At 32.5% G+C, this 17774-nt stretch carries 19 protein-coding genes; 4 read left to right on the top strand and 15 right to left on the bottom strand.

Annotated features, from left to right (window positions below; translation table 11 throughout):
- Positions 1–53: 53 nt before the first annotated feature.
- The 13 genes from ACQH2P_RS04755 to ACQH2P_RS04815 form a co-directional block, all read right to left on the bottom strand.
- A complete protein-coding gene (locus ACQH2P_RS04755; protein WP_425363224.1) occupies positions 54–2324 on the bottom strand; it encodes an NADP-dependent malic enzyme in 2271 nt (756 codons plus the stop codon).
- A 35-nt stretch (positions 2325–2359) separates the two neighbouring features.
- Positions 2360–3292: an AEC family transporter gene (locus ACQH2P_RS04760; protein WP_425363225.1), complete on the bottom strand. Its 933-nt coding sequence runs from the start codon at positions 3290–3292 to the stop codon at positions 2360–2362.
- Positions 3293–3513: 221 nt separating this feature from the next.
- Positions 3514–4563 carry a zinc-dependent alcohol dehydrogenase family protein gene (locus tag ACQH2P_RS04765; RefSeq protein WP_425363226.1) on the bottom strand — a complete coding sequence of 350 codons (1050 nt, stop codon included), beginning with the start codon at positions 4561–4563 and terminating at the stop codon, positions 3514–3516.
- A gap of 191 nt (positions 4564–4754) precedes the next feature.
- Positions 4755–5327: a malonic semialdehyde reductase gene (locus ACQH2P_RS04770; RefSeq protein WP_425363227.1), complete on the bottom strand. Its 573-nt coding sequence runs from the start codon at positions 5325–5327 to the stop codon at positions 4755–4757.
- 197 nt (positions 5328–5524) lie between these two features.
- Positions 5525–6496, bottom strand: a complete 972-nt coding sequence (locus ACQH2P_RS04775) for an RP198 family tick cell line-upregulated protein (RefSeq protein WP_425363228.1) — start codon at positions 6494–6496, stop codon at positions 5525–5527.
- A 95-nt stretch (positions 6497–6591) separates the two neighbouring features.
- The gene (locus ACQH2P_RS04780; protein ID WP_425363229.1) at positions 6592–6924 is read right to left on the bottom strand and encodes a ferredoxin family 2Fe-2S iron-sulfur cluster binding protein; all 333 of its coding nucleotides are present in this window, start codon (positions 6922–6924) and stop codon (positions 6592–6594) included.
- Between the two features lie 16 nt (positions 6925–6940).
- Entirely contained in the window at positions 6941–8764 is a 1824-nt protein-coding gene (gene hscA, locus ACQH2P_RS04785; protein WP_425363230.1) for a Fe-S protein assembly chaperone HscA, read from the bottom strand.
- Positions 8755–9255, bottom strand: coding sequence for a Fe-S protein assembly co-chaperone HscB (gene hscB, locus ACQH2P_RS04790; protein WP_425363231.1), 501 nt, complete (start codon positions 9253–9255; stop codon positions 8755–8757). The genes hscA and hscB overlap by 10 nt, the downstream gene beginning before the upstream one ends.
- A gap of 233 nt (positions 9256–9488) precedes the next feature.
- On the bottom strand, positions 9489–10013 hold the full coding sequence (locus ACQH2P_RS04795) for a histidine phosphatase family protein (RefSeq protein WP_425363232.1): 525 nt from the start codon (positions 10011–10013) through the stop codon (positions 9489–9491).
- Positions 10014–10022: 9 nt separating this feature from the next.
- Complete coding sequence (locus ACQH2P_RS04800) at positions 10023–10823, bottom strand: DNA polymerase III subunit delta' (RefSeq protein ID WP_425363233.1); 801 nt, start codon at positions 10821–10823, stop codon at positions 10023–10025.
- Between the two features lie 28 nt (positions 10824–10851).
- Positions 10852–11844: an aminoglycoside phosphotransferase family protein gene (locus ACQH2P_RS04805; RefSeq protein ID WP_425363234.1), complete on the bottom strand. Its 993-nt coding sequence runs from the start codon at positions 11842–11844 to the stop codon at positions 10852–10854.
- A 118-nt stretch (positions 11845–11962) separates the two neighbouring features.
- A complete protein-coding gene (locus ACQH2P_RS04810; RefSeq protein ID WP_425363235.1) occupies positions 11963–12124 on the bottom strand; it encodes a hypothetical protein in 162 nt (53 codons plus the stop codon).
- Between the two features lie 131 nt (positions 12125–12255).
- A complete protein-coding gene (locus tag ACQH2P_RS04815; RefSeq protein WP_341757190.1) occupies positions 12256–12531 on the bottom strand; it encodes an HU family DNA-binding protein in 276 nt (91 codons plus the stop codon).
- Positions 12532–12926: 395 nt separating this feature from the next.
- Between ACQH2P_RS04815 and ACQH2P_RS04820 the strand changes: the two genes are divergently transcribed.
- Positions 12927–13442, top strand: coding sequence for a hypothetical protein (locus tag ACQH2P_RS04820; RefSeq protein WP_425363236.1), 516 nt, complete (start codon positions 12927–12929; stop codon positions 13440–13442).
- 91 nt (positions 13443–13533) lie between these two features.
- On the opposite strand, the gene ACQH2P_RS04825 is transcribed toward ACQH2P_RS04820, so the two are convergent.
- Positions 13534–13689, bottom strand: coding sequence for a hypothetical protein (locus ACQH2P_RS04825; protein ID WP_425363237.1), 156 nt, complete (start codon positions 13687–13689; stop codon positions 13534–13536).
- Between the two features lie 162 nt (positions 13690–13851).
- On the opposite strand from ACQH2P_RS04825, the gene xseA reads away from it, so the two are divergent.
- Together xseA and ACQH2P_RS04835 are read left to right on the top strand one after the other, a co-directional pair.
- Positions 13852–15192: an exodeoxyribonuclease VII large subunit gene (gene xseA / locus ACQH2P_RS04830; protein ID WP_425363238.1), complete on the top strand. Its 1341-nt coding sequence runs from the start codon at positions 13852–13854 to the stop codon at positions 15190–15192.
- Positions 15193–15240: 48 nt separating this feature from the next.
- On the top strand, positions 15241–16857 hold the full coding sequence (locus ACQH2P_RS04835; RefSeq protein ID WP_425363239.1) for a substrate-binding periplasmic protein: 1617 nt from the start codon (positions 15241–15243) through the stop codon (positions 16855–16857).
- Here the strand turns inward: ACQH2P_RS04835 and ACQH2P_RS04840 are convergent.
- On the bottom strand, positions 16807–17019 hold the full coding sequence (locus ACQH2P_RS04840) for a hypothetical protein (protein WP_425363240.1): 213 nt from the start codon (positions 17017–17019) through the stop codon (positions 16807–16809). The genes ACQH2P_RS04835 and ACQH2P_RS04840 overlap by 51 nt on opposite strands.
- 91 nt (positions 17020–17110) lie before the next feature.
- Between ACQH2P_RS04840 and ACQH2P_RS04845 the strand changes: the two genes are divergently transcribed.
- Positions 17111–17464 (top strand): DnaA N-terminal domain-containing protein, encoded by a 354-nt coding sequence (locus ACQH2P_RS04845; protein ID WP_425363241.1) that lies wholly within the window; start codon positions 17111–17113, stop codon positions 17462–17464.
- Positions 17465–17774: the final 310 nt, after the last annotated feature.

Consider the following 17774-nt stretch of genomic DNA (forward strand, 5'->3'; position numbering starts at 1 on the left):
ATAGACGTAATTATTAGTAGAGTTAGCTATAAAACAGATACCTCTAAATTATCCTAAAGATTTATTGCATCTATACAAGCGAATGTGGCAATTTTTGTTATTTCACTTGCTGATGCCCCCATTCGTACTATTTGTACCGGATATTCAAAGCCATTAATTATTGGCCCGATAAAAACACCTCTGGCTAATTCTTGCAATAGTTGCGTTGAGATTGCAGCCGAATGCAGACCGGGCATAATCAAGACGTTAGCAGGACCTGATAACCGACAAAACTTATATGAATTACGTAAATTAGGATTCAGAGCAACATCAGCTGACATTTCGCCATCATATTCAAAATCCAGATTCATACTATCTAAGATTCTAACAGCCTCCCGTACTCTATTTGCTTTGTCTCTCATTGGATTACCAAAAGTTGAGAAGGAAAGTAGTGCAATCTTTGGCGTCATCCCTATATTTCTTGCTATACTGGCAGTCTGCAAGGTGATTTCTACAAGTTCTTGCTCACTTGGCAGTTCAGTCACGCTATTATCAGCAATAATTATATTATGTTCCTTGGCAATCATAATAGAATATCCTAATATTCTATTATTTTCTTTAGGTTCCATTACCTTCATAATATCCTCTAAGCTATTATAATAGCTCTTTGTTACGCCAGTAACCATACAATTTGCATCGCCACAAGCTATCATGATAGCTGAGAATATATTTTTATCGCTTTTAACGAGTCTAGCACAGTCACGGTATAAATAACCCTTACGCTGTAATCGACTATAAAGAGTATCGATATATTTATTAAGATTTTGGTTAATAGCCGCATTCATTATGGTAATACCTTCTAAATCATAATTCATACCTATTTTATTTAAAACGGCAGATATTTTATCATATCTACCCACTAGGATAGGCTGAGCATGACCAGCATCTCTCATAGTAATAGCAGCCATAATTACTTCTTCCTCCTCACCTTCAGCAAAAACTACTCTTTTAGGTGCTGATTGTTGGATTCTTTCAAATAATAGACTCATGTAATGTGAGATGGGATTTAGTCTGCTTTCTAATTCCCTTGCATAGTTCTTAAAATCAAAATCTGTAATTTTAGCAACTCCGCTATCTATAGCCGCCTTAGCTACTGCCATCGAAACAGTAGTAATTAACCTCGGATCAAATGGTACAGGAATTATGTAATCTGAACCAAAAACCATTTTCCTACCAGGATATGCTTTATAAACTTCATCAGGCACAGCTTGTCTTGCTAGTTCCGCTAAAGAAAACGCTGCGGCTATTTTCATTTCCTGATTAATAGTAGTAGCTCTAACATCTAAAGCTCCGCGGAAAATATACGGAAAGCCCATAACATTATTAAGCTGATTATTGTAATCAGAGCGTCCTGTAGCAATAATCGCATCACTTCTAACTGCCTGTATATCCTCTGGGGTAATTTCTGGGTCTGGGTTAGCCATCGGAAAAATGATGGGATTTGGAGCCATACTAGCTACCATTTCTTTCGATACCGCACCTTTAGAAGACAAGCCAAGGAATACATCGGCTGACTTCATAGCATCACTCATGGTACGTAAATCGGTTTCAGCAGCGTATAATTCCTTCCATTCATTCATACCTTCTTGTCGACCCTTGTAAACAACTCCCATTTTATCACATAGTATAACATTTTTTTTGTCGACACTAAGTGCAATTAATAATTCAATGCAGGCAATCGCTGCCGCCCCTGCCCCGCTTACTACAATTTTCAAACTATCCAATGAGCGATTTGTAATATAAGCCGCATTAATAAGGCCTGCCGCAGCAATAATAGCCGTTCCATGCTGATCATCATGAAAAACCGGTATCTGCATACAGCTTTGTAATTTTTTCTCAATTATGAAACATTCAGGAGATTTAATGTCTTCTAAATTAATACCACCAAAACTATAACCAAGATATTTTACGGCATTAACAAACTCATCTGGGTCAGTAGTATCTATTTCAAGATCAATAGAATCAATATCAGCAAATTTTTTGAATAAAACAGCTTTTCCTTCCATTACTGGTTTCGACGCAGCTGCTCCCAAATTACCAAGACCAAGAATGGCTGTACCATTAGTTATTACGGCAATTAAGTTGCCTCTAGCAGTATATTTATAAACATCATCTATATTTTTAGCAATTTCGAGACATGGTGCTGCTACCCCAGGGGTATAAGCCAAAGCCAAGTCCTGTTGAGTATCCAAAGGCTTAGTTGCAGCAATAGCAATTTTGCCTGGCTTACCATTGCTATGATATTCTAGGGCTTTGAGATAGTTTATTTTATTCATTTCATCCATAGATGTTGCTCCTTAATTACTTCAAGTTTTGACAGCTATATGTTTATCCACATGAGAACTGACAATGAAACTATTGAAAAAAGTGTTGTGAAGGTAATAATTGATGCCATAGATTCTGGATCCCCACCAAGCTGACGTGATAAAACGTAAGCAGTGCTGGCACATGGTAAACAACTATATAAAACCCCAACTGATTTAGCAGTACCAGTAATTGACATTAGTGACAATACAATTATTGTAACAATAGGAAAAGCCACTAACTTAACAAAACTAGTAAATAATACATTGTACACAATCGTACCACGCATAAAGAATTTAAGGCTTGCTCCAACATTTAGCATACCTATAGCTAAAGCAGAATCAGACAAGGTAGATAAGGTTTTCTTAATGCTAAGATGTAATTCTAAATTAGAATAATTAAAAAGGAATCCAACGATACTAGCAATAATCAAGGGATTTTGCACTATCAATTTAAGCATTAATATAAAGCTAGCTTTAGGACTCTGAGCTACAGAACTATCAGGAACATAATGGGCAAAAATCATTACTGATATGATATTAGTAAAAATGATCATATAGGATGAAATCACTGATACTATAGCCAGTCCCTCCTGCCCCAAAAGAGGACTACTAACACCAAAAAAGATATAACTATTATAGCGTACTGCCCCTTGAAAAGTTGAGGTAAACTGAATCTTGTCAAAGTTGGTTTTTTTCTGATAAATGATTAAAGCAACAGCAATAATAGAAGAAGAGATGATTAATCCTAATACCAGTTTTATTATAGAAGATGCATTTAAATCAGCTACAGATATATTATTGAAAAGCATGACAGGAAAAAGAAAAAAATATGATAATTTTTCTATCCCCCGCCAAAACTCTTCAGAAGTCAACCATTTCCTTTTGATAATACTACCAAGCAAGGGAATCAAAAGAATAGGCAATGTACTAGAGAAAATGTCATTCATCAGTCTACGATTATCCCAATTACTAATTGTAATACAACTGTAAGTTATGCATTACAATTAAATTTTTCATTTTGCATAATATCAGAGTTTTATTGCAAATCAAGACGTATACTCAAATATAGCCCCTAGGTTCTTGATATTGTTATAAGTTCCTAAAGCGAGGAGGCGTAAGCCAACGAAGCAATCATTTTCGACAGTCTCCTAGAACCTTGACTGGTTAGTTATACATGCATTTTTTCGGTATCACCATTTGTATTAAGATCAAAATTAAGTAGGATTTTACCATTTCTTCCTTCAGATTCTGCCATAATAACAGCTTTTGCAATTTGATCTATATTGTACTCAGTGTCTATAGGCAGTTTTATATCTGCTTTAATAAAATGTTCTATCATTTGTTTAAATATTTCCTGTCTATAGTTTACTGGTTCACCATATACCCAATCTCGCAAATGATAAAATTCAAATTGTACATTTTTTTCCGTTGCATCAGTAAAGAAAGAAGCTGGAAGCTGTTGCCCAGACATTAGACCATATTGCAAAAATTTACCACCAGGATTAATCGCTTTTAGCATTTCTGCTCCTGCATTACCACCAATTGCATCTAAAGCATAATCAACCCCTCTGTTATTTGTAAATTTTAAAATAGCTTCAGATATGTCTTCTTCGTTTGAGTTAATAACTTTCTTTAGGCCAAATTGTTCCAGTTTAACTTTATTTTCAGCACTTCTTACAATTGAAATCAAATCAAAGCTTAAGATTTTAGAAAAACCAGCAATAATATGCCCACAAATTGAATTGCCAGCATTGATTAAAAGAATATCACTTTTATCAATTTTTAATTTGTTAACTAACATTAGCCAACAAGTAAGAGGGTTAATATATAATTGTGCAGCTGTTCGATTATCAATTTCATCAGGTATTAAAATAGCTTCTTGAACTGGAATAATATTATATTCTCGCCAAGTATCTTTCCCTTTTAATGCCAATACCCTTTTACCAACTAGGTGATTATTATTAGAATCACCAGCAGCACGAACAGTTCCAACTCCTTCAAAACCAGCTATTTTAGGAAAATCTACTCTGTCAGGATACCTTCCTCTGATCGTTAATAAATCCGAAGGATTAATAGCACATGCATGCATTTGAACCAATAGCTCATTATCCAGAGGTATTGGCATTTCTAACCTAACAACTTTTAATACCTCAGATGGATTGCCAAACAGATTATACACGATTGCTTTATAAGTTTGTGGTAGGTTGAATTTTTTCATAATTGCAAGTTACCTAAATAAATTTGCTCATTTTAAAAATTCCTTCGTACAACCTAGTTTTTACACTTTATAGAGACAATTATATTACGCCAAAAGATTAGTAATTAGATTTTTAGGCTATACAAAAATCTAATTATATAGGATTGTAATTTGTATAGTCTATGCTTTATAAGATATTCACTTAACCACGGCTATATAATCTTACAACACTCATTGAAGTCTAGTCTTGGTAGGCGTGAGAAGGAGTTATCACCATCTCTGTAACCGATGTTACATATAAAATTTACTTGATGATTTGTATTATTAAAGAACGTACTATTAATAGCCTCTTTATTAAACCCTGACATAGGACCACAAGCCAGCCCTTTACTCCTCGCCACAATCATGAAATAAGCTGCTTGCAATGATGAGTTGCGAGCTGCAATATCTAAAGCAATTTGCTCAGAAGAAGAAAAATAATCTTTTATACTGACATCATGAGGAAATAATCTGGGTATTAATTCATAAAACTTAGTATCAAAGGCAAAAATAGCTGTAACAGGTGCTGACTTAACTTTTTCTACGTTAGTTGAAGCTAGGCATTTATACAACTTATCTTTTTCAGTTGGACTCTGAACAAAAACAATTCTTAAAGGGCAGCAATTAGCTGAAGTAGGACCAAGTTTTGCTATATTATAAATTTCTTCCAATAAAATTTTATCAACCGGCTTATCCAAAAACTTATAGCACGTTCTATCTGAAAATACTTCTTTAACATTTCTCATAGTTTAACTCCTTATTTTCTTTCAGTATTTATAGTTAACCCGATTAGCATTACTATGTCATTGCGAGGAGGGATAAGCCGACGAAGCAATCCAAGAACATGGATTACCGCAACCACTTCGTGGCTCGCAATAACGACTATTCATTTCTATAGCCTAGTATTTTCTACCATTAATTGTAATTTTTAAACCACCCTAATCTATTCTTGCAGAGCATCAATCTTACTATCCTCTAGTTTAAATTCAAGCAAATTAATTGAACCTATATGTATACCATTATCAGAAAACTCAATATCAAATTTTACCTTTTCACAAGTCGCTACTTCATTATCATCAGCCTTAACCATTTCATTAGATACAGAAGAATTAGCAGCTTTCTCAATGATAGCTCGGAGCATTTTTTTAGGTAATAACAAATTATTAGGAATCAACTTATCGATGATATCATCATAATTAGTTAGCTCAAAAGATAATTTACCTTTTGGTAAGTTGCTATCAAAAAATTGTAAGCCTCCTATCAAAGCTACTTGAGCATTATCATCACAAGAAAAAACTAACCGATCAATGTTTAAATTTTTGATATAATTAGTATCTTTACCTTGATCAGTAGCAATATTTATCAATGTGGCTAAATCAAGCCTGGCTGTTTTAAAATTCAAAAAATCTTCCTCCGCAGCATATGACAAACGTAATTGTAAAGCTATATCTTCACCATCCTGGGACTTTGCTTTATTGATTAAGAAAACCAAGTCACTAATATTAAAGAATTCCTTATCTTCACGAATAACTGATAATAATTTATTGTTAACTTGCAGAAACTTCACGATAGATTTTAAACTATCTCCACTAGACAATTTATATATAGGTTTATTAAATTTAACTAGTGCCGCAATATCTTCCTTCGACTGAACGCTATATTCAGTTAACTTACCAGCAAAATTTTCTTGCTGTTTTATGGTTTGCCCTAAAATCAAGTTAGCTTTTTTAAAACTAAAATCGAATAAAAATGTCACTTTCTCAGCAGATATTTCCTTGGAATTAACATGATCGATAAATTTTATTTTTGGCTCGACTAAGCTAATCTGCAAGCGAGAAGGAAAGCCAGAAACTTTGACTTGGCTATAAGATATCTTAATATTATCTGTCTGTGAATTATTTATAGTACTTACCATATTGCTTTTGATAGTATAAGCAATGGCGAACCATATTATGGTGTAAGTTAAACAAATAAAAAGTAAAATTTTACGTATCACTCTATTATACTCAATTATAAATTAATATTACGGGTAGCAGATGGTAAGCGAACCCTTATACCGTCAAGGTCTTCACTAACAATAATCTGACAACCAAGTCTTGAAGTATGAGTAAGACCAAATGCTAAGTCAAGCATATCTTCTTCTGCCTCGGAAGGATTTTTTAATTTGTGATAAAATTCCTCATCTACAATAACATGGCAAGTGGCACATGCTAGTGATCCTTCGCATGCACCTTCAAGATCAATGTCGTTTTGATGAGCAATTTCCAAAATAGATAATCCTATATGGGCATCCACTATTTTTTCCGTACCATCTTTATCTACCACAAAAATTACTTTAGGCATTAGTTATCATTCCTTTTTAGTTTATTTCATCAATATGCTTACCTTTAAGTAAGCTCAGAGTAGCATTATTTAATCTTTCAGAAAGAAAATGCTCTGTTATACTCTCAAAATTATTGCTACATTCTATAATGTAATCACGATCATTTGAATTTATTGCTTCTTTTAAAGTTTTAATTGCCATATCAATTTTTCTCATTTCATTTTTTGCAAGAAGATTTGGCATCTCCCTAATAGCATTTTCTATATTATAAATCAAATATTTTGTATCAATAATTGTTTCTTGCAACAATTTCTTATTATGATCACTAGCCGCATTTTGATACGCATTTTCTAAAATCTCGGTAATTTCACTGTCATTTAAACCATAACTTGGTTTTATTTCAAGGTTATGTGATATATTACTATTTTTCTCTAGAGCTGATACTGACAAAATACCATCTGCATCAATAGAAAATGTTACTTCTATCCTCACTCCACCTGCTTTCATTAGTGGCAATTTCAGTTCAAATTTTGCAAGCGACCGACAATCTTCTACCATTTCTCTTTCTCCCTGTACCACATGCAACTTCATAGAAGTTTGGTTATCTACATAATTGGTAAACTCCTTAGTAACCGATATCGGTATGGGACTATTACGCAGAATAATTTTTTCAGTAATCCCGCCATTTAGTTCGATACCAAGTGACAAAGGTACTACATCGATTAATAAGGAATTAATATTTGCTGCAGTTAGGTTCTCTGCTTGCAGAGCCGCCCCCCATACTACCGCCTTATCTGGGTTAATATCTGAAAAAATAACTTTTGCAGGAAGTCTAGTATTAAACGTTTGCCTTAAACTTTTACTAATTAACGGTATGCGAGTTGAGCCACCAACCAGGATAATACCTGAAATATCAGGATTCTCTGCCTGTTCTAGTGTATCTTTAGTAATAGCTATGGTACGTTCTACCAATGGCAATATTAACCGTTCAAAATTTTCTATATCTAATTCCAATACCTTTTCTTCATATATAATACCAAATTTATTTTGAACACTAAGTGTTTCTTTAGCTTTTTTTGCTAATTTTATTAATTCATTAGATTCCACTAATTTATATTTATCACAAAAATACTTCATCACTAAGTGATCAATATCATCACCACCTAAAATATTATCTCCGCCAGTGGCAATAACCTGAAGTACACCAGTTTGCATATTGAGAATTGATACATCAAAAGTCCCGCCCCCTAAGTCATATACTAAATAGTACCCACTGCTCTCTTTATTTAAACCATATGCATAAGCTGCTGCTGTTGGTTCTGCAATTAACCGCAGCACCTCAAAGCCAGCAATTTTTGCTGCCAGCATCACTTCTCCTCTAGCGGCATCGTTAAAATGTGCTGGCACGGTTATTACCGCTTTTTTGATTTCTGAATTTAATTTTTCAGTAGCTTGTTGCCTTAAATATAGAAAGATTTGTGCGGCAATTTCTGGAACGGTCATCAGTTTTTCAGCAAATTGTAACCGTAAGGTTTGACTATTTAAGTCAATATAATCTTTCACTAAGGCAAAAAGTGCTGGGTTATTTTGTATATCAGATAGTTTTTTACCGAAAAGCCTTTTAATAGAACGAAGATTATCGACTATATTAGGATTACCCACAATAAAGCTTTCGCCATAAAAAGCTATTACTGATGGGATTAATTCTATATCCTGATCATCTGTGATAATTTGTACCACTTGTTGATTTGACCAAGCAATTAATGAGTTTGTTGTACCAAAATCTATGCCAACTGCTATATTATTATCATTCTCTTTATGCTGGGAAGAACCAGCCTCACTAATTTCTATTATTTGCATGACTTGATTTTTAGCTGAATATTATTAATTAAGTTTTTAAGATATTTAAATCTTATAGTACTATCAATAGCATCTTGCATATTGTGATTTTGGAACGCAATAGTTAGAGATTTAGTAAGTTGTTCTCTTTCAAGAATTTTGTTATTTAGCATAGATTGTAATTTAGTTAATTGTTGAGTAGTTTCAACAAACTCCAATTCACTCCACACAACATTTAATTGTTCCTTTGAGATACCTTGCCTAACCGTTATGTCATCCAAGACTATATTGTTTAACAAGAGAAGATACTCAGCTCGAGCTAAATCGTCTTTAAGCGTTGCGTAAGCCTTATTGACATCAATAGAGATAGATAAATTTTTTTGCTTTTCGCTGTTAGAATTAATTCTATCTGGATGATATTTTAGCTGCATAGCAAAATATTGACGATCCAAGATAGGCAAGTCAATATCATATTTTGTCTCTATGCCTAATAACTCAAAATAATTGTTCATAATCATTATTAGTGGATTAATTGTCAAACCACGTGGCTATATTATATACTAGAAAATACTGAAATGTTAGAGAAAAAACACCAGGCAATTTGGTAGGACAGTTTAAAAGTTATAAAGAAAGCAGCCTGGCTTCATTGCGAGAAGGCATAAGCCGACGAAGCAATCCATATTCATTACATTGCTTCGTCGCTACTAAAGTAGCTCCATAGACGGAGTAATGCTAACCGGGTTAGCTATATCTCTAACTCATTAATAGAGCAATGGATTATCTGATTAGCATTTACCCATGTTTTTATTACTTGCTGATGAGTTACTACTATTACATACCTGTAGTTTAGATATTTTCTTAGAATACCTTCCGTTCTGTCTTTTATAGAACTTTTTGATTCCCACGTTTTAGGGATACCTGCTGGGTATATACCATTATTTCTTTCATAATCATCTATTGCATTTTTTAATTGTATTTGATTGCTAATTCCTAACCCTAAATCTGGTTGCCACTCTCTTAACTCAAATTCTACAGTAATGTCTAAATTAATGTTTTTTGAAAGAATTGCTGCGGTTTGCAACGCCCTAGTATACGGAGAAGATAGAATTAATTCTGCATTTTTTAATCTCAGATTTTTAGATAATTCATGGGCTTGTCTAATCCCATTTGGCGTTAAACATGGCAAATCCCTGTACCCACCTTTTAATTGATGTTTTTCATTTAAAGACCAATCTGTTTCACCGTGTCGTATTAAAAAGAATATTGTCATAAAAATAAATTAAGTAAATTCTTCCATTAATTCTATGGTACTAGCTCTTAAGTCTAGGTCATAATCTATAGTATTATTTATTATTCGTTTAATATTGGCAAATTTTGTTACCAAATAATCAGGTGAATTAGAAGATAATTGATTAAATATTTTATCCTCTAATTCATTGAATTCAATATTGATATTGAGCGATTTCTTAGTAATTCTATTAACTAGATATAGCATGCTGCAAGCAAAATCTTCCCATAACCCTTTGTTTTTACTGGTAAATTCTTCAATAATATTTAGCCTCACTTTAGGGTCTGAACAATTAGCAATATATGTAATAAATTTAACATATATTTCACTCCCCACTAAGCGATTTTGTGATTTTATATTAATTTTAGCACATCTAGACCTTATAGTGCTTATGATACCAGCAGCTCTTGAGGTAATTAAGAAAATAAAACTATCCTTTGGTGTATCTTCTAAAAGTTTAAGGCAGGAATTTGCCGCATTAAGATTCATTAGATCGGCTTGATAAATAACAGCTACTCTGTATTTAGAGATTGACGATGTTTTATAAAAAAATTGCTGTAAATCTCTAATTTGGTCAACAGATATGTCTTTGACATTAGTGGTAACAGAATTATCCCTTGCTACTAACCGATAATCTGGATGATTTTTTAATTGAATTTTATCTGCAAACAAACTGCTTTCTATAAATATTTGTAAATTCTCTAAAGCCTTTGCCGTATCATCAACATCAATCAGCCAACTATTATAAAGCCTGCCTTGTTTAAACCTACCTTCAAGATATTCTTTGATCATTCTATTTAACTCCACTTATCAATTGCTCCTAAGAATCAATAAAATCTAAACTATCAGTGATTAACTCTATTATGTCACTATACATGTTAGGTCTTTCATCTTCAGAATCTAACAAATCGCATAAATTTACTAAATCAACTAATTTTGCTTTTTTTTCCCAGTCTGAGTCTAGTAACTTTGACATTTTTGAGTACCCAGAAATGAAACTCTCTTTTAGCTGCTTGTCACATAAATATCTGAACCTAAATAAAGTTGCAATATCACCATATACTGAACCAGAATAAGCAAACTCCCAATCTAATATTCCTGATAAAATTAATGTTCCGTCTATATTCTTAACTAAAATATTGGAAGGTTTAAAATCACCATGCACCAATTGATTATTGTATTTATTGGGAAAAGATTTTTCATATAAAATAATTTTATTTTTTAAACTATGAAAAAGTTGTTCACCTAACTTAGTTCTTACTCTGGGTTTAGTTACTTTATCTAAAATATAATTTACAAATAAATTATATTCATTATGTTCGGTAGTAATTTTACTGATTGATAAATCTGCAGTAAGTAAACCACTCTCTTGGAATTGATAAACACTTAAGTGGGCAAGAAACTCACCTAATTTATCGTAGATTGCTGGGATTTGATCTGTGAATTGAGGCTCAGTTAAAAAATCTGATAATAAATTGCCTTCACGATATTCTACAAAACTGCAAGAGTAGTTTGTTATTTCATTTATAGGATTAAAGCTAAGAAATTTGGGAACTAAAGGTTCATTATTGAGTAAATGCGAAAGTTTAAATTCTTTTTCACCTAACTCTGGGTTTCGAACATTAATGCGTAATATAAATTTATCTCCGTTCTCAAATTCAATAATATAATTTGTATTAGCAAGACCATGTTCTGCTTTAGTAACAATAAACTTATCTTCCCTAATTAAAAAATTTCTGCATAAATTTTTAATTTCTTCGAATTCAAGATCAAAAGATTTATTTCGACGTTCCCATTTTAACAGTTTCTCCATACAAAGTTTTTCTAGTGAAGCCTATCTCATATATACTATATTATAAATATAACTGACCCAACTAACATTACTTTGTCTATTAGCGAGCAGTAGCGAAGCACGACGAAGCAATCCACGCTTAATTATAGGTCACTTCGTCGACCTTATGCTCTCCTCGCAATGATATAGTGAAACCTATTGAATTAGGTGATACAAACTTTATGTCATACCTGCGAAAGCAGGTATCTAGATTCCCGCCTTCGCGGGAATGACAACTTACAATCGTTATGTTCTTTATCACCTAATCCTATGAGCATAACTATACCAGTTTACTGTAGCTAAATACCAAACAGGTTAGCTATATGCCTAATTTCAAAATAAAAATTATAAAAAACTACAAATTTTATAGCGAAAGCTCTAAGTAAAGACAACTTAAGAATTATTACAGGCTTCCTTCATTTTCTTACCTGCTCTAAATACTGGTTGTTTATAAGCAGAAATATGCATTTTTTCACCAGTTTTTGGATTACGACCTTCACGTGCAGCTCTACTTTGTATGTGAAAAGAGCCAAACCCCACTAGATTCACGTCCTCACCACGACTAAGTGCTTTAAGTACACTATCTACAACCCAAGTTAGGGCTTTTTCTGCATCAGTTTTTGAATGACCTGCTTCAGCCATTAATGCTACTAATTCTCCTTTATTCATATTATAGCTCTCCAAATAGATTGTTAACATTATCAGACATTAAATGTATTTTTATACCAAGATGCCAGCAAGATTTATTAATCTCGTTGCATAGATTATATCAAACACTAAACTGACTGCAACTGAGACTTATTTAGAATTTTTGAATATAATTATTTTTATAGTCTAATTGCAAAAATTGTATCTATTTTACATCAAATTAGTTCCTTATCATGTAATTGGCAGGTAGTTTAATAAGTCTGTACTGGCAATTAAGCTTCAGAATTTGATCAAAAATAACTTTTGAAGGTAGCTTTTAGTATATTTTATGCCTCTCAAATGAAATGATTGGTTGAAAGTCTAAATAGTTAGTATATTATTATGTTATAACTTAAATATATAAAAGGTAACTATTTATGATCACTAGGCTATTATACATATTATTTATTTTAATTTTCAACTTAAATGTTAATGCTAATCCGGCTCCCTTGGGTTTTGAATTAAATAAAGCAGCTATATCAGACGTAGAGAAACTATATCATATCAGCAAAAAAGAACAGAATCATTGGGATGGGTATAATTATTATGTCAATGTTAGAGATGTTAAATTAGAGGGGCTTACTAAGCTACTAATGATATGTAATGATGATAATATTATCCAAGCAGTAATCTTAACAATAGATAAAAGTAAATTCACAGAATTTTATCAGTTGCTTTCAGAAAAATACAAGCTTACCTATAGCCAGAATCCTAGGTTAGGTGATAAGGAAATTAGATTTGCAGATAGTGATTGTACTATAATATTAGAGGCTCCTCATCTTAGCTTTAGTATGGATATTATATACATAACAGATGAATTTCTAACAAAATTTAAAGGTAAGCAAAAAGAAGAAGAAAATCTGAAGAAAACAAGAGATAAAGAATTGCTATAGTTCAATTATAAAAACCATCGACAAAAGAAAATAATTAAGTGATAATCTTTTTTGTGTTTTGTTTAAAAAACTATACTAACCCGTTAAAGTTCTAGATAATTTCTTTGCTATTAGCGACAAAGCAATTGTCATACCTGTGTAAGTAGAGGAATCTAGATTCCTCTATACGCGTGTCATACCTGCGAAAGCAGGTATCTACTAGATTCCCGCCGTTGCTAAGAATGACATAATTACACGGGAATGACAACTTAATATCAAGAACTTATTAGGGGGAGCTATATAGCTAACCCTATGAGTATTTAGCCATAGTAAACTGACGCCATACGTAACGTTAGTCGAGTTAGCTATAAATTACTATAGTACATAAATTAGTTTTACTTAATCGTCTTTAATTATTGTGTTGTCCCTTATGATAGAAAATAATTTTATTACTAATTTAGTAAATCAAGAATTCTCAGTCACTGAAATCTCTAGTAAGATTAAGGAATTGCTAGAAAATAATTTTGGTTATATTAGAGTAAAGGGAGAAATTTCTGGTCTTAAGATAGCAACTTCTGGTCATGGTTATTTTAATCTTAAAGAAAATACAGCTGTTCTAGCTTGCACTTGTTGGCGTCCGGTACTTGCAAAGATTCAATTTACACCAGTTGATGGCATGGAAGTGGTAGCTATTGGCAAACTATCTGGATATGCAGGAAATTCACGGTATCAACTGTCGGTAGAAAACCTTGAGCCTGCGGGTCTTGGGGCTATTATGCAGATTCTTAAGGAGCTGCAAGCAAAATTAGAAAAAGAAGGTATATTTGATAAACCCAAAAAACCATTACCTTTTTTGCCTAATAAGATTGGTGTAGTTACCTCAATGACTGGGGCGGTAATTAAGGACATTATACACCGTATTAATGATCGCTGTCCGTCTCACGTACTAATATGGCCAGTTACTGTTCAAGGCGGGAATGCTGCAAGTGAAATTGCTGAGGCAATTGAAGGATTTAATAAATTAGAGCAAAATATAAAACCTGATGTTATAATTGTTGCAAGAGGTGGTGGTTCTATAGAAGATTTATGGGCATTCAATGAAGAGATAGTAGTACGTAGTGTATTTAGTTCAGATATTCCTATTATTTCAGCAGTTGGGCATGAAGTAGATAATACTTTAATTGATTTAGTAGCTGACAAACGGGCTCCTACTCCAACCGCCGCAGCTGAATTTGCCGTACCTGTACTCTCTGGTCTCAATTATACAATAAGTTCGTATTATGAGACATTACTTAATCGTATTAATCAGCTGGTTAAATATCAACAGCAAGTCGTTAACTCCAATACTAATATTTCCAGGAGTCTAACTGCTTATATAGATTATAATCAACAACTTCTTGATGAACTCAGTTTTAGATTAACAGATTCTTTGCCGAATTTACTTAGATTTAAAGTGGCAAAACTTGAATCACTGAATATAGAAATATTAAATCCTCTAAAAAAAGTCGACTATAAGGCTTTGGAATTAGAGCATCAATTTAATTATACACTAAAATCTATTAGCACTAAGTTAAAAAATTATGAGCATCAACTAAATTTAAATAATCTACTTCTTACCAGTTTAGACTATAAAACCGTACTAAAACGTGGTTTTACGGTAATTAAATCAGCAGATGGGGAATTCATAACATCAAAAGTTATGGCAAGCAGAAAACAGGAATTTAATATTAAATTTTTTGATGGTGATATATTAGTACACACTACAAAATAGTGTATACTCAAATTTAAAATAGAATTCTAATGAAAAGAGCTGTACACCATGCAAATACTTAAGAGTATTATCCCGATTATTATTATCTTACAAAACTTTTTTGCCTCTGCGGATCATAAAGTTACTAACCCTAATGCGAATAGTAATCAACTAGCTAATACCCTTGACACATATTTTACTCAATGCACTGAAAGGACGCCTGATAAAGAAAGTTTGCTTGTTGATTGGTATCCATTGGAACCATACCAGTTTAGTTATATAACTAGAAGTGATAGCTATGGTGTCACCGGTTTAGATATTGAATTAATCAATGCTATTAGTAGCAAAATTAACATTGGTATACAATATACTGATTCTGCTTGGGAACGAGTAATATCCAATATCCAACAAGGTAAAAGTGATATGGTGCCAGGACTTACTTATACCGAGGAAAGAGCGGTCTTTGCCAATTTCTCCATTCCATATCGATTTGCAGAAATTTCCTTATTTACTTCACGTTCAGCAAGAAAACATCTGCATTTTAATAATACAAATGAATTCTTAGCTCAGATACGTTTACTAAATTTTCGTCTTGGTATAATTAGAAAAGCTGTTTATGGCAACGCAAGAACAACTGACTACCTAAATCAGGTGAGTAATAATGACATCATCATTAAATATGGAAGTAATGAGGAGCTATTTAAGGGGCTACTACGTAATGAAATTGATGGATTTCTTGCTGACAAAATCGCAGGGGTAGTACTTGTCTTAAATTATGAAGAAAAAGATCAAATAGAAGAGATACCTACTGGTATTAAAACTCCTGTGCATTTAATGTTTAGTAAGAAAACCGTATCTTCTAACTTAGTTGCTCGGTTTAACAATTCAATTAAAGAATTTATCAATAGTGATGAATATAAAAAAATTGTAGAAAGCTATAGATGCCATATTCTACTGCTAAAATCTATCGATTCAGCATGGTGTTATGTTATTGGAGTTATAGGGAGTATAGCATTCGCAATTTCTGGGATCATTATATCGGCTAGAACAAATGCCACGTTGTTTACTACTTTTGTATTAGCACTGTTACCATCCTTACTAGGATGTATTTTACTTGATGTCGTAGTACACAATGTTTCTAATGTTAATTTTATTTTAACTCCATATTATACTTGTCGTATTTTTATAACGGTGCTTATTGGTTTCTTTGCTATTAAATTACTAGCTTATTATAACAAGCAATTATATGAAGATAATTTTATCCAAAAAATACGCAATAATACTCTTATTGTTTGTGATTCCTTAGGACAAGCATCTTTTATGATAATTGGTGTTATAACCGTAATTGTACAAAGAATTGAACCACTAGAGTTCTGGGGTTCATGTTTTGCCTGTTTGACTTCTAGTGTTGGTATAATATTCCGGAATTTAATTTGTAAACATGATGCAAATATGGAGTATATACCTAGAGAAATTAATTTTGAAATATTAATATTGTGGGGTGCGATCTTTAGTATATTATTGGACTCTTATGCTTATAAGCATGATTATAGTACAATAAAATACTCTATTGTTGCAGTATTTATAGGAGCTTTTGTTAGTAGGCTTTTAGTTTATTACTATAATATCCCAAACTTAACTTTTCGTTCGGATAATACAGAAATTCCTACAAATAAAGCAATTTAATGAATGTGGCTCAACTATGTTTTGTGTTAACCTTGCGAAAGCAGGTATAGTGAAACCTATTGAATTAGGTGATACAGACTTTGTGTCATACCTGCGAAAGCAGGTATCTAGATTCCCGCCTTCGCGGGAATGACAACTTACAATCGTTATGTTCTTTATCACCTAATCCTATGAGCATAACTATATAATATCTAGAGATGAATACAAGATTGATCTAGCAGATATCTCTTTGTCAGAACCTGATAAATGCACATTGCTCAATAAAGTGCAAGAGGTATATGGCAAAGAGGTTCTGCAATTGCGTATTACTAACAAAAGAACTCCATCGGATTATTATTTAGAGCTAAGTGGACTAAACCCAGAGTCAGTGTGGTATAAAATAAGGCAATATTTGTTAAAGTTATACGGTGAGAACTTGGACAAATCCTGGTTTAGCAAGTTAGAAGCAATTGAAGAAGATACGACTTGCAATAAGATCACTCTCAAACCAACTGCTGCCTTTATTGGGCATTGGATTAAGGATAAATACAGCAAAGATATGTACTGTGGCATGGAAAAAATAAGCAATCCCGCAAAAATAATGAAAACGGCTATTAGTGGAGCGTAAAAATCTGTTATATTTATAGATATAAGCTAATTTGGAATAACTAAATATAAAAAATTTAATAATAATACAAATAATAGAAAATAAACTATTGACAGCAATCTTTAGTTGAGATATGCTGCGAAATATAGGGGGGTGTTTTTCAATTAATCAACTGACAAAAGCCTGGAAGTCAGTTGTAATATAAGGGGTTATAAGGAATATTTATATGATTAAAAATTATGGTTTGTTTGAAAAATATTTAGCAAAGATATCATCTAGGAGACTGTTGGAGATGGCTAATTAATTATATTTTGAGCTATTTTTCGACGAG

Source organism: Candidatus Tisiphia endosymbiont of Hybos culiciformis (assembly GCF_964030975.1).
Lineage (GTDB): Bacteria > Pseudomonadota > Alphaproteobacteria > Rickettsiales > Rickettsiaceae > Tisiphia.

Excerpts from the sequence above, each read along its gene's own strand:
- ACQH2P_RS04755 (WP_425363224.1), bottom strand. The coding sequence starts at position 2,324 with ATGGATGAAATGAATAAAATAAACTATCTCAAAGCCCTAGAATATCAT.
- ACQH2P_RS04760 (WP_425363225.1), bottom strand. The coding sequence starts at position 3,292 with ATGAATGACATTTTCTCTAGTACATTGCCTATTCTTTTGATTCCCTTG.
- ACQH2P_RS04765 (WP_425363226.1), bottom strand. The coding sequence starts at position 4,563 with ATGAAAAAATTCAACCTACCACAAACTTATAAAGCAATCGTGTATAAT.
- ACQH2P_RS04770 (WP_425363227.1), bottom strand. The coding sequence starts at position 5,327 with ATGAGAAATGTTAAAGAAGTATTTTCAGATAGAACGTGCTATAAGTTT.
- ACQH2P_RS04775 (WP_425363228.1), bottom strand. The coding sequence starts at position 6,496 with ATGGTAAGTACTATAAATAATTCACAGACAGATAATATTAAGATATCT.
- ACQH2P_RS04780 (WP_425363229.1), bottom strand. The coding sequence starts at position 6,924 with ATGCCTAAAGTAATTTTTGTGGTAGATAAAGATGGTACGGAAAAAATA.
- hscA (WP_425363230.1), bottom strand. The coding sequence starts at position 8,764 with ATGCAAATAATAGAAATTAGTGAGGCTGGTTCTTCCCAGCATAAAGAG.
- hscB (WP_425363231.1), bottom strand. The coding sequence starts at position 9,255 with ATGAACAATTATTTTGAGTTATTAGGCATAGAGACAAAATATGATATT.
- ACQH2P_RS04795 (WP_425363232.1), bottom strand. The coding sequence starts at position 10,013 with ATGACAATATTCTTTTTAATACGACACGGTGAAACAGATTGGTCTTTA.
- ACQH2P_RS04800 (WP_425363233.1), bottom strand. The coding sequence starts at position 10,823 with ATGATCAAAGAATATCTTGAAGGTAGGTTTAAACAAGGCAGGCTTTAT.
- ACQH2P_RS04805 (WP_425363234.1), bottom strand. The coding sequence starts at position 11,844 with ATGGAGAAACTGTTAAAATGGGAACGTCGAAATAAATCTTTTGATCTT.
- ACQH2P_RS04815 (WP_341757190.1), bottom strand. The coding sequence starts at position 12,531 with ATGAATAAAGGAGAATTAGTAGCATTAATGGCTGAAGCAGGTCATTCA.
- ACQH2P_RS04820 (WP_425363236.1), top strand. The coding sequence starts at position 12,927 with ATGATCACTAGGCTATTATACATATTATTTATTTTAATTTTCAACTTA.
- xseA (WP_425363238.1), top strand. The coding sequence starts at position 13,852 with ATGATAGAAAATAATTTTATTACTAATTTAGTAAATCAAGAATTCTCA.
- ACQH2P_RS04835 (WP_425363239.1), top strand. The coding sequence starts at position 15,241 with ATGCAAATACTTAAGAGTATTATCCCGATTATTATTATCTTACAAAAC.